The organism is Klebsiella sp. M041 (genome assembly GCF_059759695.1).
Map to the genome: position 1 here is coordinate 1 of NZ_JCAXWU010000032.1, position 19,858 is coordinate 19,858.

Annotated in this window: 17 protein-coding genes and 2 pseudogenes; 4 read left to right on the plus strand and 15 right to left on the minus strand. The window is 54.5% G+C overall.

Going from position 1 to position 19,858, the window contains the following annotated elements; all coding sequences use genetic code 11:
* Positions 1 to 40: 40 nt before the first annotated feature.
* Positions 41 to 737, plus strand: a protein-coding gene (locus tag AC6CWS_RS24870) for an IS1-like element IS1A family transposase (RefSeq protein WP_498256453.1) whose coding sequence is annotated in 2 segments (ribosomal slippage) — positions 41 to 294 and positions 293 to 737 — 699 coding nt in all. Because the reading frame shifts where the segments join, the coding sequence is not laid out codon by codon here.
* A 14-nt stretch (positions 738 to 751) separates the two neighbouring features.
* Here AC6CWS_RS24870 and AC6CWS_RS24875 read toward each other — a convergent pair.
* The 4 genes and pseudogenes from AC6CWS_RS24875 to lacI form a co-directional block, all read right to left on the minus strand.
* A pseudogene (locus AC6CWS_RS24875) lies at positions 752 to 892 on the minus strand (maltose acetyltransferase domain-containing protein); the annotation flags it as partial.
* A gap of 65 nt (positions 893 to 957) precedes the next feature.
* Positions 958 to 2,211 carry a lactose permease gene (lacY, locus tag AC6CWS_RS24880; protein WP_003846917.1) on the minus strand — a complete coding sequence of 418 codons (1,254 nt, stop codon included), beginning with the start codon at positions 2,209 to 2,211 and terminating at the stop codon, positions 958 to 960.
* Positions 2,212 to 2,262: 51 nt separating this feature from the next.
* Entirely contained in the window at positions 2,263 to 5,337 is a 3,075-nt protein-coding gene (lacZ, locus tag AC6CWS_RS24885) for a beta-galactosidase (protein ID WP_023316425.1), read from the minus strand.
* A gap of 121 nt (positions 5,338 to 5,458) precedes the next feature.
* Entirely contained in the window at positions 5,459 to 6,541 is a 1,083-nt protein-coding gene (gene lacI, locus AC6CWS_RS24890; protein ID WP_004206569.1) for a DNA-binding transcriptional repressor LacI, read from the minus strand.
* Between the two features lie 222 nt (positions 6,542 to 6,763).
* On the opposite strand from lacI, the gene AC6CWS_RS24895 reads away from it, so the two are divergent.
* The 3 genes from AC6CWS_RS24895 (at position 6,764) to AC6CWS_RS24905 (ending at position 8,633) form a co-directional block, all read left to right on the plus strand.
* Complete coding sequence (locus tag AC6CWS_RS24895) at positions 6,764 to 6,979, plus strand: hypothetical protein (protein WP_004152285.1); 216 nt, start codon at positions 6,764 to 6,766, stop codon at positions 6,977 to 6,979.
* Between the two features lie 22 nt (positions 6,980 to 7,001).
* Positions 7,002 to 8,012 carry a zinc-binding alcohol dehydrogenase family protein gene (locus AC6CWS_RS24900; RefSeq protein WP_023316426.1) on the plus strand — a complete coding sequence of 337 codons (1,011 nt, stop codon included), beginning with the start codon at positions 7,002 to 7,004 and terminating at the stop codon, positions 8,010 to 8,012.
* Positions 8,013 to 8,390: 378 nt separating this feature from the next.
* The gene (locus AC6CWS_RS24905) at positions 8,391 to 8,633 is read left to right on the plus strand and encodes an EAL domain-containing protein (protein ID WP_072023598.1); all 243 of its coding nucleotides are present in this window, start codon (positions 8,391 to 8,393) and stop codon (positions 8,631 to 8,633) included.
* Between the two features lie 22 nt (positions 8,634 to 8,655).
* On the opposite strand, the pseudogene AC6CWS_RS24910 reads toward AC6CWS_RS24905, so the two are convergent.
* The 11 genes and pseudogenes from AC6CWS_RS24910 to AC6CWS_RS24960 form a co-directional block, all read right to left on the minus strand.
* Positions 8,656 to 8,914: pseudogene (locus AC6CWS_RS24910) on the minus strand (IS66 family transposase); the annotation flags it as partial.
* Positions 8,915 to 8,963: 49 nt separating this feature from the next.
* Complete coding sequence (gene tnpB / locus AC6CWS_RS24915; protein ID WP_029497456.1) at positions 8,964 to 9,302, minus strand: IS66 family insertion sequence element accessory protein TnpB; 339 nt, start codon at positions 9,300 to 9,302, stop codon at positions 8,964 to 8,966.
* A gap of 53 nt (positions 9,303 to 9,355) precedes the next feature.
* Positions 9,356 to 10,123, minus strand: coding sequence for a Fe(3+) dicitrate ABC transporter ATP-binding protein FecE (gene fecE, locus AC6CWS_RS24920; protein ID WP_004152282.1), 768 nt, complete (start codon positions 10,121 to 10,123; stop codon positions 9,356 to 9,358).
* Complete coding sequence (gene fecD / locus AC6CWS_RS24925) at positions 10,124 to 11,080, minus strand: Fe(3+) dicitrate ABC transporter permease subunit FecD (protein WP_004118246.1); 957 nt, start codon at positions 11,078 to 11,080, stop codon at positions 10,124 to 10,126.
* Positions 11,077 to 12,075 carry an iron-dicitrate ABC transporter permease FecC gene (gene fecC / locus AC6CWS_RS24930; RefSeq protein ID WP_004182126.1) on the minus strand — a complete coding sequence of 333 codons (999 nt, stop codon included), beginning with the start codon at positions 12,073 to 12,075 and terminating at the stop codon, positions 11,077 to 11,079. The genes fecD and fecC overlap by 4 nt, the downstream gene beginning before the upstream one ends.
* Positions 12,072 to 12,974 carry a Fe(3+) dicitrate ABC transporter substrate-binding protein FecB gene (gene fecB / locus AC6CWS_RS24935; protein WP_004182127.1) on the minus strand — a complete coding sequence of 301 codons (903 nt, stop codon included), beginning with the start codon at positions 12,972 to 12,974 and terminating at the stop codon, positions 12,072 to 12,074. Before fecB ends, fecC begins: the two co-directional genes overlap by 4 nt.
* Before the next feature lie 44 nt (positions 12,975 to 13,018).
* On the minus strand, positions 13,019 to 15,343 hold the full coding sequence (gene fecA, locus AC6CWS_RS24940; protein WP_020325014.1) for a TonB-dependent Fe(3+) dicitrate receptor FecA: 2,325 nt from the start codon (positions 15,341 to 15,343) through the stop codon (positions 13,019 to 13,021).
* An 86-nt stretch (positions 15,344 to 15,429) separates the two neighbouring features.
* Entirely contained in the window at positions 15,430 to 16,383 is a 954-nt protein-coding gene (fecR, locus tag AC6CWS_RS24945) for a ferric citrate uptake sigma factor regulator FecR (protein ID WP_020325007.1), read from the minus strand.
* Positions 16,380 to 16,901, minus strand: a complete 522-nt coding sequence (gene fecI / locus AC6CWS_RS24950; RefSeq protein ID WP_020325012.1) for an RNA polymerase sigma factor FecI — start codon at positions 16,899 to 16,901, stop codon at positions 16,380 to 16,382. The genes fecR and fecI overlap by 4 nt, the downstream gene beginning before the upstream one ends.
* 633 nt (positions 16,902 to 17,534) lie before the next feature.
* Entirely contained in the window at positions 17,535 to 18,752 is a 1,218-nt protein-coding gene (locus tag AC6CWS_RS24955) for an aminopeptidase P family protein (RefSeq protein WP_004206589.1), read from the minus strand.
* An 86-nt stretch (positions 18,753 to 18,838) separates the two neighbouring features.
* The gene (locus AC6CWS_RS24960) at positions 18,839 to 19,792 is read right to left on the minus strand and encodes a LysR substrate-binding domain-containing protein (protein WP_020806218.1); all 954 of its coding nucleotides are present in this window, start codon (positions 19,790 to 19,792) and stop codon (positions 18,839 to 18,841) included.
* Positions 19,793 to 19,858: the final 66 nt, after the last annotated feature.

Here is a 19,858-nt window from a genome sequence, read left to right on the forward strand (position 1 = left end):
TTACTGATTTAGTGTATGATGGTGTTTTTGAGGTGCTCCAGTGGCTTCTGTTTCTATCAGCTGTCCCTCCTGTTCAGCTACTGACGGGGTGGTGCGTAACGGCAAAAGCACTGCCGGACATCAGCGCTATCTCTGCTCTCACTGCCGTAAAACATGGCAACTGCAGTTCACTTACACCGCTTCTCAACCCGGTACGCACCAGAAAATCATTGATATGGCCATGAATGGTGTTGGATGCCGGGCAACCGCCCGCATTATGGGCGTTGGCCTCAACACGATTTTACGTCACTTAAAAACTCAGGCCGCAGTCGGTAACCTCGCGCATACAGCCGGGCAGTGACGTCATCGTCTGCGCGGAAATGGACGAACAGTGGGGCTATGTCGGGGCTAAATCGCGCCAGCGCTGGCTGTTTTACGCGTATGACAGGCTCCGGAAGACGGTTGTTGCGCACGTATTCGGTGAACGCACTATGGCGACGCTGGGGCATCTTATGAGCCTGCTGTCACCCTTTGACGTGGTGATATGGATGACGGATGGCTGGCCGCTGTATGAATCCCGCCTGAAGGGAAAGCTGCACGTAATCAGCAAGCGATATACGCAGCGAATTGAGCGGCATAACCTGAATCTGAGGCAGCACCTGGCACGGCTGGGACGGAAGTCGCTGTCGCTCTCAAAATCGGTGGAGCTGCATGACAAAGTCATTGGGCATTATCTGAACATAAAACACTATCAATAAGTTGGAGTCATTACCCTTTTTTCAACTTCTGATGGATGCGAGTGATTGAACTCATACATTAATGTTTTCCCACGAAGTCTTTTTTCAGGTAAGCCTTCGCACATATCGGTAAATAGCTTGCCTGCTTTTATTTTTTCTGTCATCGACATGTTCATTTTTAACATTCCGTCCTGATAAGTTGGTCGGATAAGGCGCTCGCGCCGTATCCGACATTAATTTCTTAAGCGACTTCATTCACCTGGCGACGCAGCAGAGAAAGTGGGCCGGGGCCGCTAAGCGTGAACACGGAAATTAAGGTGAAGCCCAGCGCCACCAGACCCAGCACCAGGTAAGCGCCCTGGAAACCGATGCTTTCATACATATTGCCCGCCAGAATAGACATAAAAATCATCGCCAGTTGCTTAAAGAAGCAGAAACAGACCAGATAAATCGTCGCTGAAAAACGCACTTCAAACTGGCTGGTAATATATTTAAAGCAGCCCACCAGCAGGAACGGTACTTCAAACATATGCAGCGTTTTCAGAATAACCACTTCCAGTGCTGAGGTAGCGAACGATGAGCCAATAATACGTACTGACATAATAGTGCCAGCCAGCAGCAGGGCGTTTTTCCCACCGATGCGATTAATGATCAGTGGCGCAAAAAACATAATCGAGGCGTTAAGTAATTCGCCCATTGTCGTTACGTAGCCAAATACCCGCGTACCCTGTTCACCGGTAGCAAAGAACGAAGTAAAGAAATTAGCAAACTGTTGGTCAAAAACATCGTAGGTGCAGGAAACGCCAATAACATACAGTGACAAAAACCACAGTTTTGGCTGTCTGAACAGTTCCAGCGCCAGCTTAAGGCTAAATGCCGAATGGTTGGCACCTACCGCATTGGCAACCGTGGCAGAAGAGGGCGCATCCGTTTTGGCGAAAAAGAGTAAAACGGCGAGGATGAATGCACAGCCAGAACCCAGCCAGAAAACAAACTGATTATTGATGGTGAACATGATGCCGACAATCGAGGCACACAGCGCCCAGCCAACACAGCCAAACATCCGCGCGCGACCATATTCGAAATTACTGCGACGGCTGACTTTCTCGATAAATGCCTCTACTGCTGGCGCACCGGCGTTAAAACAAAAGCCTAGATAAATACCACCAACAATCGATCCTACTAAAATGTTGTATTGTAACAGTGGCCCGAAGATAAAAATAAAGAACGGCGCAAACATCACTAACATGCCGGTAATAATCCACAGCAGGTATTTGCGCAGCCCGAGTTTGTCAGAAAGCAGACCAAACAGCGGTTGGAATAATAGCGAGAACAGAGAAATAGCGGCAAAAATAATACCCGTATCACTTTTGCTGATATGGTTGATGTCATGTAGCCAAATCGGGAAAAACGGGAAGTAGGCTCCCATGATAAAAAAGTAAAAGAAAAAGAATAAACCGAACATCCAAAAGTTTGTGTTTTTTAAATAGTACATAATGGATTTCCTTACGCGAAATACGGGCAGACATGGCCTGCCCGGTTATTATTATTTTTGACACCAGAGCAACTGGTAATGGTAGCTACCGGCGCTAAGGTGGAATTCCGCCGACACTGACGGGCTCCAGGAGTCGTCGCCACCAATCCCCATATGGAAACCGTCGATATTCAGCCATGTGCCTTCTTCCGCGTGCAGCAGATGGCGATGGCTGGTTTCCATCAGTTGCTGTTGACTGTAGCGGCTGATGTTGAACTGGAAGTCGCCGCGCCACTGGTGTGGGCCATAATTCAATTCGCGCGTCCCGCAGCGCAGACCGTTTTCGCTCGGGAAGACGTACGGGGTATACATGTCTGACAATGGCAGATCCCAGCGGTCAAAACAGGCCGCAGTAAGGCGGTCGGGATAGTTTTCTTGCGGCCCTAATCCGAGCCAGTTTACCCGCTCTGCTACCTGCGCCAGCTGGCAGGTCAGGCCAATCCGCGCCGGATGTGGCGTATTGCTCGCCACTTCAACATCAACGGTAATCGCCATTTGACCACTTCCATCAATCCGGTAGGTTTTCCGGCTGATAAATAAGGTTTTCCCCTGATGCTGCCACGCGTGGACCGTGGTAATCAGCACCGCGTCGGCAAGCGTATCTGCCGTGCACTGCAACAACGCTGCTTCGGCCTGGTAATGGCCCGCCGCCTTCCAGCGTTCGACCCAGGCGTTAGGGTCAATGCGGGTCGCTTCACTTACGCCAATGTCGTTATCCAGCGGTGCGCGGGTGAACTGATCGCGCAGCGGCGTCAGCAGTTGTTTTTTATCGCCAATCCACATCTGTGAAAGAAAGCCTGACTGGCGGTTAAATTGCCAACGCTTATTATCCAGCTCGATGCAAAAATCCGTTTCGCTGGTGGTCAGTTGCGGGATGGCGTGGGGCGCGGAGGGGAGTGTCACGCTGAGGTTTTCCGCCAGACGCCACTGCTGCCAGGCGCTGATGTGTCCGGCTGCTGACCATGTGGTCGCGTTCGGTTGCACTACGTGAACCGTTAGCCAGAGTTGTCCGGCGCTCTTCGGCTGCGGTAGTTCAGGCAGTTCAATCAACTGTTTACCTTGTGGAGCGACATCCAGAGGCACTTCACCGCTTGCCAGCGGCTTGCCATCCAGCGCCACCATCCAGTGCAGGAGCTCGTTATCGCTATGACGGAACAGGTATTCGCTGGTCACTTCGATGGTTCGCCCGGATAAACTGAACTGGAAAAACTGCTGCTGGTGTTTTGCTTCCGTCAGCGCCGGATGCGGCGTGCGGTCGGCAAAGACCAGACCGTTCATGCAGAACTGGCGATCATTCGGCGTATCGCCAAAATCACCGCCGTAAGCCGACCACGGATTGCCATTTTCATCATATTTAATCAGCGACTGATCCACCCAGTCCCAGACGAAGCCGCCCTGTAAACGGGGGTACTGACGAAACGCCTGCCAGTATTTAGCGAAGCCGCCAAGACTGTTACCCATCGCGTGGGCGTATTCGCAAAGGATCAGCGGGCGCGTCTCTCCAGGCAACGAAAGCCATTTTTTGATGGACCATTTCGGCACAGCCGGGAAGGGCTGGTCTTCATCCACGCGCGCGTACATCGGGCAAATAATATCGGTTGCGAAGGTGTCGGCTCCGCCGCCTTCATACTGTACCGGGCGGGAAGGATCGACAGATTTGATCCAGCGATAGAGTGCGTCGTGATTAGCGCCGTGGCCTGATTCATTCCCCAGCGACCAGATGATCACACTCGGGTGATTACGATCGCGCTGCACCATTCGCGTTACGCGTTCGCTCATCGCGGGTAGCCAGCGCGGATCATCGGTCAGACGATTCATTGGCACCATGCCGTGGGTTTCAATGTTGGCTTCATCCACCACATACAGGCCGTAGTGGTCGCACAGCGTGTACCACAGCGGATGGTTCGGATAATGCGAACAGCGCACGGCGTTAAAGTTGTTCTGCTTCATCAGCAGGATATCCTGCACCATCGTCTGCTCATCCATGACCTGACCATGCAGAGGATGATGCTCGTGACGGTTAACGCCGCGAATCAGCAACGGCTTGCCGTTCAGCAGCAGCAGACCATTTTCAATCCGCACCTCGCGGAAACCGACATCGCAGGCTTCTGCTTCAATCAGCGTGCCGTCGGCGGTGTGCAGTTCAACCACCGCACGATAGAGATTCGGGATTTCGGCGCTCCACAGTTTCGGGTTTTCGACGTTCAGACGTAGGGTGACGTGATCGGCATAACCACCACGCTCATCGATAATTTCACCGCCGAAAGGCGCGGTGCCGCTGGCGACCTGCGTTTCACCCTGCCACAAAGAAACCGTCACCCGCAGCTCATCGCGCAGCTCGCCGTACATCTGAACGTCTGCCTCCAGTACAGCGCGGCTGAAATCATCATTAAAGTGAGTGGCTACATGGAAATCGCTGATTTGCGTGCTCGGTTTATGCAGCAACGAGACGTCACGGAAAATGCCGCTCATCCGCCACATATCCTGATCTTCCAGATAACTGCCGTCACTCCAGCGCAGCACCATCACCGCGAGGCGGTTTTCTCCGGCGTGTAAAAATGCGCTCAGGTCAAATTCAGACGGCAAACGACTGTCCTGTCCGTAACCGACCCAGCGCCCGTTGCACCACAAATGAAACGCCGAGTTAACACCATCAAAAATAATTCGCGTCTGGCCTTCCTGTAGCCAGCTTTCATCAACATTAAATGTGAGCGAGTAACAACCCGTCGGATTCTCCGTGGGAACATACGGCGGATTGACCGCAATGGGATAGGTCACGTTGGTGTAGATAGGCGCATCGTAACCGTGCATCTGCCAGTTTGAGGGGACGATGACAGTATCGGCGTCAGGAAGATCGCGCTCCAGCCAGCTTTCTGGTACCGCTTCTGGTGCCGGAAACCTGGCAAAGCGCCATTCACCATTCAGGCTGCGCGACTCTTGGGAAGGGCGATCGGTGCGAGCCTCTTCGCTATTACGCCAGCTGGCGAAAGGGGGATGTGCCGCAAGGCGATTAAGTTGGGTAACGCCAGGGTTTTCCCAGTCACGACGTTGTAATACGACGGCCAGTGAATCCGTAATCATTGTCATAGTTGTATCCTGCGTGAATTGTTATCCGCTCACATTTTCGCATAACATACGAGCCGGACACATAGAGTGTAAAGCCTGGGGTGCCTAATGAGTGAGCTGACTCACATTAATTGCGTTGCGCTCACTGCCCGCTTTCAAGTCGGGAAACTTGTCGTGCCAGCTGCATTAAGGAATCTGCCAACGTGCGGGGAGAGGTGGTTTGCGTATTGGGCGGTAGGGTGGTTTTTCTTTTCACCAGTGAGACGGGCAACAGCTGATTGCTCTTCACCGCCTGGCCCTGAGAGAGTTTCAGCAAGCGGTCCACGCTGGTTTGCCCCAGCAGGCGAAAATCCTGTTTGATGGTGGTTAACGGCGGGATATAACACGAGCTGTCTTCGGTATCGTCGTATCCCACTACCGAGATATCTGCACCAACGCGCAACCCGGACTCGGTAATGGCGCGCATTGCGCCCAGCGCCATCTGATCGTTGGCAACCAGCATCGCAGTGGGAACGATGCCCTCATTTAGCATTTGCATGGTTTGTTGAAAACCGGACATGGCACTCCAGTCGCCTTCCCGTTCCGCTATCGGATGAATTTGATTGCGAGTGAGATATTTATGCCAGCCCGCCAGACGCAGACGCGCCGAGACAGAACTTAATGGGCCCGCTAACAGCGCGATTTGCTGGTGACCCAATGCGACCAGATGCTCCACGCCCAGTCGCGTACCGTCTTCATGGGAGAAAATAATACTGTTGATGGGAGTCTGGTCAGAGACATCAAGAAATAACGCCGGAACATTAGCGCAGGCAGCTTCCACAGCAATGGCATCCTGGTCATCCAGCGGATAGTTAATGATCAGCCCACTGACGCGTTGCGCGAGAAGATTGTGCACCGCCGCTTTACAGGCTTCGACGCCGCTTCGTTCTACCATCGACACCACCACGCTGGCACCCAGTTGATCGGCGCGAGATTTAATCGCCGCGACAATTTGCGACGGCGCGTGCAGGGCCAGACTGGAGGTAGCAACGCCAATCAGCAACGACTGTTTCCCCGCCAGTTGTTGTGCCACGCGGTTGGGAATGTAGTTCAGCTGCGCCATCGCCGCTTCCACCTTTTCCCGCGTTTTCGCAGAGACGTGGCTGGCCTGGTTCACCACGCGGGAAACGGTCTGATAAGAGACACCGGCATACTCTGCGACATCGTATAGCGTTACTGGTTTCACATTTACCACCCTGAATTGACTCTCTTCGGGTGCTATCATGCCATACCACGAAATGTTTTGCGCCATTCGGAGGGGGCACGCCGAAGTGAGATTCAAAATGCCGACGTCAGTTCACAGGTGGGTAATGATACCAACGTGTTGATTTCGTATTTTCACTGACACCAGGATCATCCTGATGTTACAAGGATTGAATGACAACAGATTAAAATAGTCATCAACAGGTTGACAGCATTACCGACTGACCTTATCCATAGCGGTAACCTGACCGTTAACGAAATTAACCGCTCAGCCGGATTTCTCATCAACAGTTTTGATTTGCCGGGCATTGGTATATTCATGGGCATCAGCGCCCGCTTTCTGCGTATTTTTCGATTTGCACTGCCGGGGGCACTGGCGGGTATCGCGTTCCGCACACTTTTACATTTATTTATCTGGTGACTGACCTTTTTAAGGAGACAGAATGAAAGCCGTTGGTTTCTGGCAACCCGGGGAAAGTACATCCGTTATTGAAGATTTGTCGCTTCCCCACCCATCCATGCCCAAGGGGCGTGATCTTTTGATCAGAGTCAGGGCGGTCGCGGTTAACCCACGGGACCTGAAAAGCCGGCGAAACATCAGCCCCTCTGCAGGCAATCCGGTAGTTATGGGATACGACGCTTCCGGTGTTGTTGAAGCAACCGGACCAGATGTGACGCTGTTCAGGCCAGGTGACCACGTTTTCTATGCCGGTGTGCTCGATCGCCAGGGAGCCAACGCAGAGTTTCAGCTGGTTGACGAACGCATTACGAGGATAAAGCCGGCAGCACTAAGTTTTGAAGCTGCAGCGTCGGTTCCTCTGACCGGTCTGACAGCCTGGGAAATGTTATTTGATCGTCTGCAGTTGTCAGTGAACGGAGATGCTGATCAGACCCTGTTGATGCTTGGCGGTGCGGGCGGAGTCCCTTGTATGGCTATACAGCTTGCCCGCACTCTGAGTCGGGTGAACATCATCGGGACTGCCTCCCGGCAGGAGAGTGTCAGAGCGGTTCGCGGGTTTGGTGCGCATTATGTCCTGGATCATTCATGTGCGCTTGCGCCACAGGTTGCCAGCCTTGCTGGACTCCCTCCCATTACCCGGATTTTCTCAACGTACACCACGCCATCTGCCTGGGAAAATATGGCCGAAATTATTGCCCCACAAGGCCGTATCGGACTCATCGACGACCCTGAACCACTGGATCTGCGTTTGATCAAATTTAAGAGCGTTTCTGTTCACTGGGAGGCAATGTTTACCCGCCCCATGCATGCTACTGCGGACATGTCTAAACAGCATGATATTCTTAACAAACTCTCATGCATGCTGGATTCCGGTAAGCTCAAACCTCCGTTGCTGGCAGAGTATGGCAGGCTGAATGCTAAAGCACTTCGCCGGGCTCATGAGGACATGGAAAATAAAAATGTGAACGGGAAAATTGTTTTTTCAGGGTTCTGATGAACAGGCCTGTCAGAGTAAAAAAAGATTCGGGTTCAGCACAATGCTGAATTCTGTCTGGCTATAGAGTAAGAATCGTACCGGAATTGAGCATTTACCCTCAGTACCTGCGGATGAAAAAGCAGTCTGCCCTGACATACTGAATAATCCCTTCTCATAAGATGCCTCTCTTTTGCTGTTTAAAGAGCTGAGCAGTCCGGGCGGAGACTGACCTCGTTCCGCTTTCCAAGCGACCCCCTTGTTGAAAGTGCGACAAAAGAGATAGGGCGAATGACTATACTTCGCTCATAGCTGCCCGTCATGCCAGCTCAAAAAACAGGCTTAACGTAGGATATTTTCCGTTTTCCAAGCGGCCCCCATATTGAATGGCTGACGGTACTGGATTTCGATGAGATAAAAATAGACCGTATTTTTATTGCCAATATTGATGACCCGGTGAAGCGAGCGCTACTTGTTTCTGTGGTGAAAGGGTTACGTGGTACTGGCAAACCACTGGTGTTTGAAGGGGTGGAAACGCCAGGACAGTTTGAATTCGTCCGTTCTCTTGGCCCCGGTTACCTAGTTCAGGGCTGGTATAACGGAAAACCCGAAACAATATCTGCGATGAATATTCAGGGTTAAAACGATACGGGGCCCGGCCCGTATCGGCAACCCGACCCGTCAGCGTATCGCTTTCTGTCTGAAGCCGGTTCAGGTCGGCTTCTATCTGCGCGATGCGGCGGGAGATTTATTCAGAATGACTGCCGAAGTTCATTCGGCGAAGCTTATCCAGCTGCGCCTGCAGATGGTCTATTTCGCGCTCCCGGTCGGCCTGCTTTTCCAGCAGGGCGCGGTTCAGCGCTTCCTGTTCGGACAGGCGCTGTTTCAGCAGAAGGATGTCGTCAGGGGGAGGTGTTGTTCATAAGCCCGCATTTTACCAGGCTTATTCAACGACAACCAGGATAAAGAGGCCTACAACATGGTCAGGGACGTAAGCAGTCTTTTAGGCTGCCGCCAGTCGATGCCTTCCAGAAGCATTGCCAGCTGCGCCGGGGTCAGGAACACTTTGCCATCGCGGGCAGAGGGCCAGGCGAAGCGGCCGCGTTCCAGCCGTTTGGTCAGCAGGCACAGCCCGTCGCCGGTGGACCACAGCAGTTTGACCTTACTGCCGCTGCGGCCCCGGAAGATGAAGACATGGCCGGACATCGGGTCATCTTTCAGCATCGTCTGCACCTTTGCGGCGAGACCATTGAAGCCGTTGCGCATGTCGGTGATACCGGCAACCAGCCAGATTTTGGTGCCTGTTGGCAGGTGGTTATCACTTCCTTTATCTGTCCTGTGATGATCCTTATCACTTCGCCAGACTACTTCACCACACACATGGGTCTGCCAGATACCGGTTCGGGATGGATTTCCGCTTCTACGCTGAACACCGTCTTTAGAAGCTCTGGTTTCATCACTGCTTCCGGAGCACCTTGCGCCATCACGCGACCGCTTGCCAGTACCACCAGATGATCGCAATAGCGGCTGGCCTGATTCAGATCGTGGAGTACCGTCACTACGGTTTTCCCCTGCCTTTTGAGTTCAACCATCAGGCGCATCAGTTCAACCTGATGATTGATATCGAGGTAGGTCGTAGGCTCATCAAGAAGAATGAGTGGGGTATCCTGTGCCAGCACCATCGCCAGAAACGCACGCTGGCGCTGGCCGCCGGAAAGCTGGGTTAACCTGCGGTCAGCCAGATTGCGCGTCCGGGTCTGACTCATTGCCACGTTGACCCGCTCGTTGTCTTCCGCGGAGAGTCGCCCCCACAACGACAGCCACGGGCTGCGGCCGTAGGAAACCAGTTCCCGTACAGTGATCCCCTCGGGGGATAAATGGTGTTGCGGCAGTAAAGCCAGGCGGCGAGCCAGCTGGCGGGCGGAAAAACCGGCTATGGGTTTTTCATCAAGCAATATCTCGCCAGAGTCTGGTGTTAACAGGCGAGAAAAACAGTTCAACAGCGTCGATTTCCCGCAACCGTTAGGGCCGAGCAGGGCCGTGATTTTTCCGGCAGGCAGGGCGAGAGAAAGTCCATCCAGCACGGTTTGTGCGCCATAGCTGACGGTCAGATTTTCAGTACGTAATCTCATTTATCGCATTCTCACAAGCAGCCAGACAAACCACGGTGCGCCGATAATGGCGGTCAGCACGCCTGCCGGAAGCTCCAGCGGCGGATGAATGATTCGTGCCAGCAGATCGGCAATGACCAGCAACAACGCGCCCGTCAGGGCCGAAACGGGCATCAGCCAGCGGTGACGCCCGCCGGCGATCCTGCGCACCATGTGCGGCACGACGAGACCAATAAAACTTATCGGGCCACAGACGGCCACGCCGGTTGCTGTCATCGCGACAGCCAGCATCAGCCCCTGGAACCGGGTGCGCTGAACCGACACGCCGAGCGTGGCTGCTCGTGCATCGCCCAGCGCCAGCAGGTCGAGATCGCGACAAAAGCGCAGGCTCAGCGGCAAAAACAGAATGAGCAACGGCACGGCAATCTTCACAAAGTGCCAGTCGCGCCCCCATAAGCTACCCGTCAGCCACAGCAGGGCACTGTTTACATCCTGCGGGTGCAGGAGCATCAGGTAATCCGTCAGGCTCGCCCAGCAGGCGGAAAGCGCCACGCCGGTGAGCGCCAGCTTCATCGGCTGGTGGGTCTTTGCCAGCATCTTCAGCAAGATCAACCCCGCCATACCGCCCGCAAAGGCCAGCAGCGGCAGCACCATCACGGATAGTGATGGCATAAGAAGCAGTGCTCCCACAGAGGCAAGGCTGGCGGCATGGTTAATGCCGAGAATATCCGGTGATGCTAGCGGGTTACGCACAATCCCCTGTACCAGCACGCCCGCCACGGCGAGGGCTGCACCGACAAACAGTGCCAGCAGCAAGCGCGGCAGTCGGTACTCCATCAATACATAATAATGCTCGCGTCCGTCCTGCCAGTCGGTCAGCAGCGCGCGCCACGGCACGGGGATCACCCCCATATGGAGTGATAACAGCGCACAGCCTGCCAGGGCAAGGGTGATGAAAATGACCAGCGCAATTTTCATCCTCGCCTCCTCACCAGCCAGACAAAGCAAGGACTGCCAATCAGCGCCAGCACTGCGCCTGCGGGCAGATCGCCGGGGAAGGCCAGCGCGCGTGCGAGTACATCTGCCATCAGCATCAGCGTGGCCCCCAGCAGCATGCTCACCGGCAGTACGTTGCGCTGATCGAAGCCTGCCCAGAAGCGCGCCAGATGTGGCACCAGCAGGCTGATAAACGCCACCGGACCTGCCACACTGACGCACGCGCCAACCAGAAGCAGCACTAACATATTGATGATCAAACGTAGTCTCGGCAGGTTCACTCCCAGCGTATGGGCGGTACTGTCGCTGACGTTGAGCAGGTTCAGTTGATTCGCCAGCAGCAACACGACAGGGACTGCAGTGACCACCACCGGCAAGAGCTGCCAGACATCCTGCCAGTGGGCGTGGGACACTCCGCCTGCCAGCCAGTAAAAGATGCCGTAAGCATGATCTTCGGCCAGCAGCAGGGTGATGCGGGTCAGGGCCATACAAAAGGCCGACAGCGCGATACCCGCGAGGATCAGTTTGTTTCTGTCCTGGGTATGACGAAACCCGCCTCCTGCGGTCATGACCAGCAGCCAGCTCACGCCGCCCCCGCATGCCGCGATGAACGACAGGGAATAGCCTGCAACCGGCGTCGGACTCAGCGCGCTGGTAAGCGCCATAGCCAGCGCCGCGCCGCTGTTAATGCCGAGCAGTGAAGGAGAGGCCATTGGGTTGTGGGTCAGGGTTTGCAGCAGCGTGCCCGCGAGCGCCAGGCTTGCGCCGATCAGAACGGCGACCAAGCTTCGCGGCAAACGAAGGTTTTGCACCAGCGCTTCTGGTAGCGTTGGCGTGTGTCCAGGCAGCAGGGCGCGGATTGCGTCTGCTCCGGAAACAGGAATGGCCGAGTAGCAAAACAGACTCAGCCAGAAAATAATAATAAGTACTGCAACGGGAAGCCCCCACAGCAGCACCGGGTGTTTTAGCGCGGTCATTTCACATCGGTAAGCGGCTGATGGTGGAAGATTTTTACCGTGTCAGCGGCAATACGCTCTGCGGCAAAAATACCGCGCATCCGCGCCCAGGCGTTACTGTCGACTGAAGCAACCTGCTGCTTCTGCGCGGCGGTTAATATCTGCCAGAGCGGATCTTGTTGCCAGCGTTTAACAATGCTCTCTTCGCGATAGTGGGCAACCAGCAGCCAGGCAGGATTGACCGCCAGCAGTTGCTCCAGGCCGATGGACGGCATGGACGCGCCCGCCATCGCAGCGGGAACGTTCAGCCCCAGAGAAGCCAGCACGCTGCCGGTCCAGGTCTCCTGGGTATGCAGGTTGAATAGCTGTTCGCGTGATGTGCCAAAGGCCACGCGTGTCCCTGTGGGAAGCTGGCTGGCCCACTGCGCCATCTTCTCTTTATGTTGTTCCAGACGCGCCTGCATCTCTCGTTTTTTACCTACCACTTCGCCGATGATAGCCGCTGAGTGCAAATTTTCAGCGTAGGTTTCGTTGCGGGACTTAAGCAGCAGTACCGGCGCGATTTGCTGCAAGGCGGTGTAAATCCCCGCATGGCGACTGCTGTCGGCAATGATCAGGTCTGGTTTCAGGGCAGCAATGGCTTCCAGGCTCGGCTGCGCGCGCGTTCCGACGGACTGCCACGGTTTCAGGTGCGCACGCACTTCGGGCAGGATGCGTTTTGCATCGTTATCGTCGGCAATACCGATCGGGCTGACGTCCACGGCGGCCAGCGCATCGGCGAACGAGAGTTCCAGCACCACAATCCGTTGTGGCGTTTTATCGAGTGTAAACGTGCCGTGTTCGTCCTGAACCGTGGCGGCAAAGGCGTGGCCGATCACCAGCAGCAGGCCTGCAAAAATAAAACGGATAAATGCCAACATAGTCACATTCCAGCTAAAAGCCCGGCAAGCCGGGCGTTAACACATCAGAACTTCAACGACCCCTGCATATACAGCGTGCGCGGCTGGCCTGCGTAGATGCCTTTGTTGTTGTCGTCATAAGAGCGGATGAAGTAGTCCTGGTCGAAGATGTTTTTCACACCGAACGCCAGGTTCAGATCCGCCATCTGCGGGCCAAAGTCATACGCCACGCGTGCGCCCCAGAGCATGAAGCCGGGAATGCGGCCGGTACTGCCGTCGGCGCTCTCTTTCACCGTATTGGCGTTATCCGCAAACTGGCTGGACTGGAAATCGCTGTTCAGATTGAACGTCCAGTTGCCCGGCTTGTAGTCCACGCCCAGCGTGCCTTTATGTTTCGGGGAGAATGGCACCTGATTGCCATAGGTGTCGCCTTTCTCGCGGATTTCCGCGTTCACATACGCATAGCTGGCGTAGACGGAAACGTTATCAAGCGTTGGCGTTAGCGTACCCAGGTCGTAACGTGCCTGCGTTTCCAGCCCGGTATGGCGCGTTTTGCCACGTGCAGTGACGGTGTCGTTGGTCTGGTTGGAGTCGTACTGATTGTTAAAGTTAATCAGGAACAGCCCCATTTCCGCCGTCAGCGCGCCGTCGTCGTAGCGGGTACCGAGTTCCCAGGTTCGCGCTTTTTCCGGTTCCACATTGCCGCTTTGCACAGCCTTGCCAATCTGGCTGTACTGTACGGTGCCGAACGAGCCTTCAGTGTTTGCATAAAGATTCCAGCTGTCAGTCAGGTGATAGAGCACGTTCAACGCCGGAAGCGGTGCGTTATAGCTCACCTCTTCGTGCGTGCCTTTAATGGCGTTGTTCTGGTATGACTCGATATGTTCGAAACGCATACCCGGCGTGATGGTCCAGTTGCCGATGTCGATTTTGTCATCCAGATACCAGGCGTGCGCCTCGGTGCCGGAACGCGTGTCGCGGTCGTAAGGGCTTGAGCCGGACGGCAACTGCCCGCTGCTGGTGGCGGTGTAGTAACGCATTTCATGCGTTGATTCATTCACATAGCGATAGCCCACGCCCACTTCGTGCGCGGAAGGGCCGATCATAAAGCTCTGGCTGTAGCGTGGCTCAATACCGCGCACCCAGTAGTTACGCGGCGAGAGGGTGATGCGTTTGCCTTGCTCCAGGTAGCCGCTGCGCAGGGTTTGGGTGTAGAACCCCTGAATGTTGAATTTATGCTGGCTGTCCGGCTGGAACTGGTAGCCCAGGCTCGCCAGCTTGCGACGGCCCCAGAAGCGGTCATACGGGCGGGTGGATTGCCAGCGATCGGCGTCGTAATCCGCGCGGGACAGGCCGCCGGGCATGTCGGCTTCACCATCGTAATATTGCAGCAGGCTGTTGAAGGTGTGCACCTCATTCGGCGCGTATTTGCTTTTCAGCATCAGGTCGTCGATGCGGGTGGCGCTGTGCTCGCGCCAGTCACTGCCGCGCGTGCCGGAGTAGAGCAGCGCGGTGCCAAAACCGTTGTCCGCTGTGCCGCCCACCATCAGGTTGTGCGTCTCTTTCGGATTGTTTTGTGAAGAGGTTGGGCTGAGCTGACCTTCCACCCCCGCCTCGATACCAAAGTCCTGCGGAATGGCGCGGGTAACAAAGTTCACCACGCCGCCCACGCTCTGCGGTCCGTAACGCACCGCACCACCACCGCGCACCACGTCAATGGCATCCATGTTGCCGAGCGAAACGGGAGCCAGTGAAAGCTGCGGCTGACCGTAAGGGGCAAAGGGGACGGGGATGCCGTCCATCAGGACGGTCGAGCGGCTGGCGAGGCGTGGGTTCAGGCCCCGGATGCCAAAGTTCATCGCCAGGTCGTGGCTGCCGGTGCCGTTGTTTTCCGGCGCGCTGACGCCAGGGATGCGGTTAAGCACCTCACGCATGGTGGTTGCGCCGGTTTTGGCGAAATCCTCACGGCGGATCACGTCACGCGCGCCAGCATGTTCAAATACGTCGTTTTCACGCGCATCGCCCAGCCAGTCGCCGACCACGGTCAGGGCATCTTCTTTTGGCGCGGGCGCGGGCTCCAGCGTCCAGCTGTTATTTCCCAGCGGTTTTACCTGCAGTCCGCTGCCGTCCAGCAGCTGTTGCAGGCCGCTCTCGACGTCGTAATCTCCGTGCAGACCGTTGCTCTGCTTGCCGCGCGTCAGGCTGGCGTCAACCGAGAGGGTAATTCCGCTGTGTGCGGCATACTGATTGAGCGCTTTGTCGAGCGATCCCGGTGCGATATCAACCTGTGCAGCAAAAGCGGAAAACGAGAGACCGGCCAGCGGCAGCAGGCTCAGGCGAATGGCGTTAACCAAAGGTGTTGTTTTACGAAAAACGCGTAACGGCGTCATACCTTCTCCATCATCATTTTTGTTGTGTTCAGCTATGAGTCGAACGAGAAGGGTAAAAAGGACAATCGAAATGAGAATTATTTTTCTTACAGCGGTGAAATGTTTATCCAGTACCGCGTAATAGACTGAATTTTAACGGGAAGCGTTTGAGCGATAACGTTCAGGATCGCATCGGTATTTTTCAGCGGGAACGTCCCGCTCAGGCGCAGCCCGGCAACGGCGGGATCGCAGCGCAGCACGCCGTTGTGGTAACGGCTTAGCGTGGCTATCACCTCACCCAGCGGTTTATCGCTGAAGCTCAGGATGCCCTTCGTCCAGCTTGTACTCTCGTCATCCAGCGGTTTCACTGCGCCAAACTCAGAGGCGCTGAACTGCAGGCTTTCACCAGCGTTCACGATGCGTTTTTGCGCGGGGGCACTGGCGAGAAGCACTTCCACGGCGTGCTGCTGCACGTCAAGCTGCGTGAAATTATCCTGCTGGCGGACGGTAAATTCTGTCCCTAAAGCGGTGAGTTGGCCCTGACGGGTCAGGACGCGGAAGGGGCGTTGCTGCGCATCTTTCGCGGTAGTAATGGCGATTTCACCGTACCAGAGCCGGACGGTGCGCTGATGCGCATCAAAACGCACATCCGCCGCGCTTTGGGTATTCAGCGTGAGCAGGGAGCCATCTTCCAGTTGCTGACGGCTGACTGCGCCTTTGGCGGTGCGGTAATCTGCCCGCAGACCTTCGCCGGTTTCCGACTGCCAGAGTTGCCAGCCTCCGCCAGCGCCGAGCAACAGCAGTAATCCTTTCATCACGTGACGGCGGGTGAGGCGGGTATCGTGCAGCGCCCGGCTGGCAACGTCGCCAGGCACACCGCCAAGCTGGTTGCGCAGGTTTTCAACCTGCTGCCAGGCCCACTGGTTATCCTGATCCTGTTCATACCACTGTTGCCAGCGCGCTTCCTGTTGTGGGCTGACGCGCTCGCCGCTTAGCACGGCATACCAGTGGGAAGCTGAACGCAGCGCCTGACGGCGGGAATCGGTTAACGAAGGATTCATAACCCATGCTCCAGACGAAACAGCAGGCAGTGCTCGACGGCTTTCGCCACGTATTTTTTCACGGAGCTGACGGAAACACCGAGTTTGTGCGCAATCTCGCTGTATGTCAGGCCATCCAGTTGCGAAAGCAGAAACGCTTCACGTGTTTTTCCGTTTAGCCCGTCCAGCATGCTGTCGACGAGTTGTAGGGTCTCGAGCTGGCTTTCGCGTTCCTCAGGTGAAGGCGCTACCCCCTCCGGCATAAGCGCCAGCATCTCCAGATACGCTTTTTCCAGCGCGTTTCGGCGAAACAGGTCCACCATCACGCGTTTGGCGATAGAGCACAGGAAAGAGCGAGGATCGCGGATCGTCGAGAGCGTTTCGCTGCTCATTACCCGCAAAAAAGTGTCCTGGGCAATGTCATCTGCATCAAAGGCAGACTGGAGTTTGCGCGTCAGCCAACTTTTCAACCAGCCGTGATGGGTGCCATAAAGCGACTCGAACGTTAAGGAAGCTGTGGTAGTGGCACGGTCAGACATGCGGAGTGCATCAAAAGTTAATTATCACGTAGCCATATTAATATGAGAATGGTTATCATTACAATTGGAAATAAAATTGTTTCCAATAAACATTTTTAACATGTTGTTTTTCTAAGTGTTATAAGGTAGGTATAAAATGGGATGGATCCTCTGCTTCTGGCATCTGTCGGTCAGAATGACATCATGATGTGGTCTGCTATTATTGACATCCTCCCCGCCCTTTAGGGCGGGGAGGATGTCAACTATGAGTGTTGCCTGAAATGTCGCCAGCCCCCGGTACAGCTGAAGTATCTCGGGCTTTCTGCGTTTGCTCCTGGTGGGTATGGCCCCCGCAAGCGGGGGTTATTGCTAACTGTCGTTTCAACAAAAAGTAACTTTTTTCACTTTGCCCCTCAGTACAAATTAGGGGCTTGCCGCGGATGTACCATGCCTGAATATCTTCGAGTGATGATTTGGTGCGGCTTTGTTGAATAAATCAGATTTCGGGTTCCACCTGACTGACCTGCTGCCAGAGCGGGGCGTGATGCTCCGGAACGGTCTGCCAGCCGGATGCAGCCGAACAGAGACGGTGCGATGCCATCTGCTGCTCATTATTTTCTTATCAAGGCGCAGCACAGGAGTCATTCGGCATGCTTATATATTAGCTGCAATAATATTATGCTCAGGACCATAGGGGAAATGAGTTATGTTCTCTGCTGCCATTTCGGTTACGACCAGGATATCGTGTTCGCGGTAACCACCGTGCCCCGGCATGCTCTCCGGCAGCATGATCATCGGCTCCATCGAGACAACCATTCCTGGTGCCAAAACGGTCTCAATATCCTCGCGCAATTCTAAACCGGCTTCACGACCATAATAGTGACTCAGTACGCCGAACGAATGACCATAACCAAAGGTCCGGTACTGCAGAAGACCATGCTCGCGATAAATTTCATTAAGCGAGGCGGCAATGTCGCAACAACGTGTGCCTGGACGGATTAACTCCTGCCCACGGCGGTGCACTTCGCAGTTGATCTCCCAGCAACGTAGTTGCTCATCGCTGGGCTGACCGAAGAACAGTGTTCGTTCCAGCGCGGTATAGTAGCCGGCAATCATTGGAAAACAGTTCAGCGATAAAATATCGCCTGCCTTGAGACGACGGGATGTCACCGGATGGTGTGCTCCATCAGTATTCAAGCCAGACTGAAACCACGTCCAGGTATCACGCAATTCAACATGCGGCAGGCGTTTCGCGATTTCCCGGGTCATCGCTGACGTGGCCGCCAGTGCGATTTCATACTCGGGAACATTTTCGGCAATCGCCTCGATACATGCCGCCCCCCCGAGGTCGGCGACCTGGGCACCAAATTTAATAAGCGCGATCTCTTCGGCAGACTTAATCATGCGCATACGCATCGTCGCCGGGGCAATATCAACAAACTCTGTCTGGGTTAAGTAATGACAAAATTTAGCACGCTGTTCGATCGTCACATGGTCGCCTTCAAGGGCAATCCGCCGGCTATCATCAGGAACCACTTTGCGCACTGCCCGGTAATAGTTATCACGCTGCCAGTCCGTGTAAACGATATTTGCACCGTAGCTACGACGCCATCCCTGGCCGCCATCGATATTGGTGGTAATTAAAAATGACTGGCTCGGCGTCACCACCAGGGCATACTGGCGTCCAAAGCTACAATATAAAAAATCGCCGTAATAATTAATATTATGAACCGAGGTTAAAATAACTGCATCAATACTATCTGCCTCCATGATGGCGCGTAATCCTGACAGTCGGCGCTGCATTTCATGGGTGCTGAACGTTCCTTTTACTTTTTGTCCATTAGCTAATTCAATAATATCTGGCATGCTCATGATAAACTCCGTTGTTGATAATGGCGTGTTGTCATCATCTGGAAAACGATATCTTGCGACAAACGGAGATTATTAATTTGTCGTCATTAGCTGGCCTTATGCAGTGTATATTCACTGAGGATTTGCTTGCGTTCTGCAATATGACGCGCGGTTTCCTCCGTCAGCCAGTTGACCAACGCCTGAACGCGTGGCCGTTTCTCATTATTACGCGGACAGGTTAACCACACCTGTCCGTCTTCGACGATATCTGTAAAAGGGCGTATCAGTGCGCCATTGCGAACCTCCGTTGCACACAAAGAGTGACGACTTAAGGCGATCCCTTGTCCGGCGCAGGCGGCCTGGAGCACGAGGTCGGCACGGGAAAAGCCGGTTCCAGCCTCAACATCCAGGTCATAGAGCCCGAGGCGGGCAAAATAAGATCGCCAGTGGGTGCTATAGGCATTTTGCGGCATGGAATCATGTAGTAAGCGTAAACCGCAGAGATCGCTGTAATTTTTCAGAGGTCGGTTTTTCATCAAATCCGGGCTGATCACAGGATAGATCACATCATTGAACAGGTGTCGTTGAATTAAATTTTTATCGTCAACCCAAAAAGGAGTAATGGCGATATCGACTGCGTCAGATTTAAAATTGGCGGGTGTCATATCGGCATCAATTTCCAGACTGACAGGGTACTGCTCATAAAACTGATGTAATCGGGGAAGCAGCCATTTGGTTGCAAAGGACGGCATAACCCGAATCTTTATGGTGCCCTCAAGAGTTTCTTCACCGGTTTGGTGCAGCGTGGTTTCAAGGATGGAAAATGCCTGACGCACCCCGATAAACAGCTGTTCACCCTGCGGGGTTAAGCGTAACCCTGCGGGAGTCCGGTGAAAGACAAGATAGCCAAGATGTTGTTCAAGTAATTGAATTTTCTGGCTTACCGCACTCTGAGTAAGAAAAAGTTCCTGCGCGGCACGGGTAAAACTAAGATTACGCGCCGCGGCATCAAAGTAGCGCAAACCGTCCAGGGACGGCAAACCTGGTTTAGGTTGCATCATCGGTTTCTCTGTTGCTAAATAACCTGCAATAAGCACTATTCATGCCAAAGGCACCATTAGCCGTGC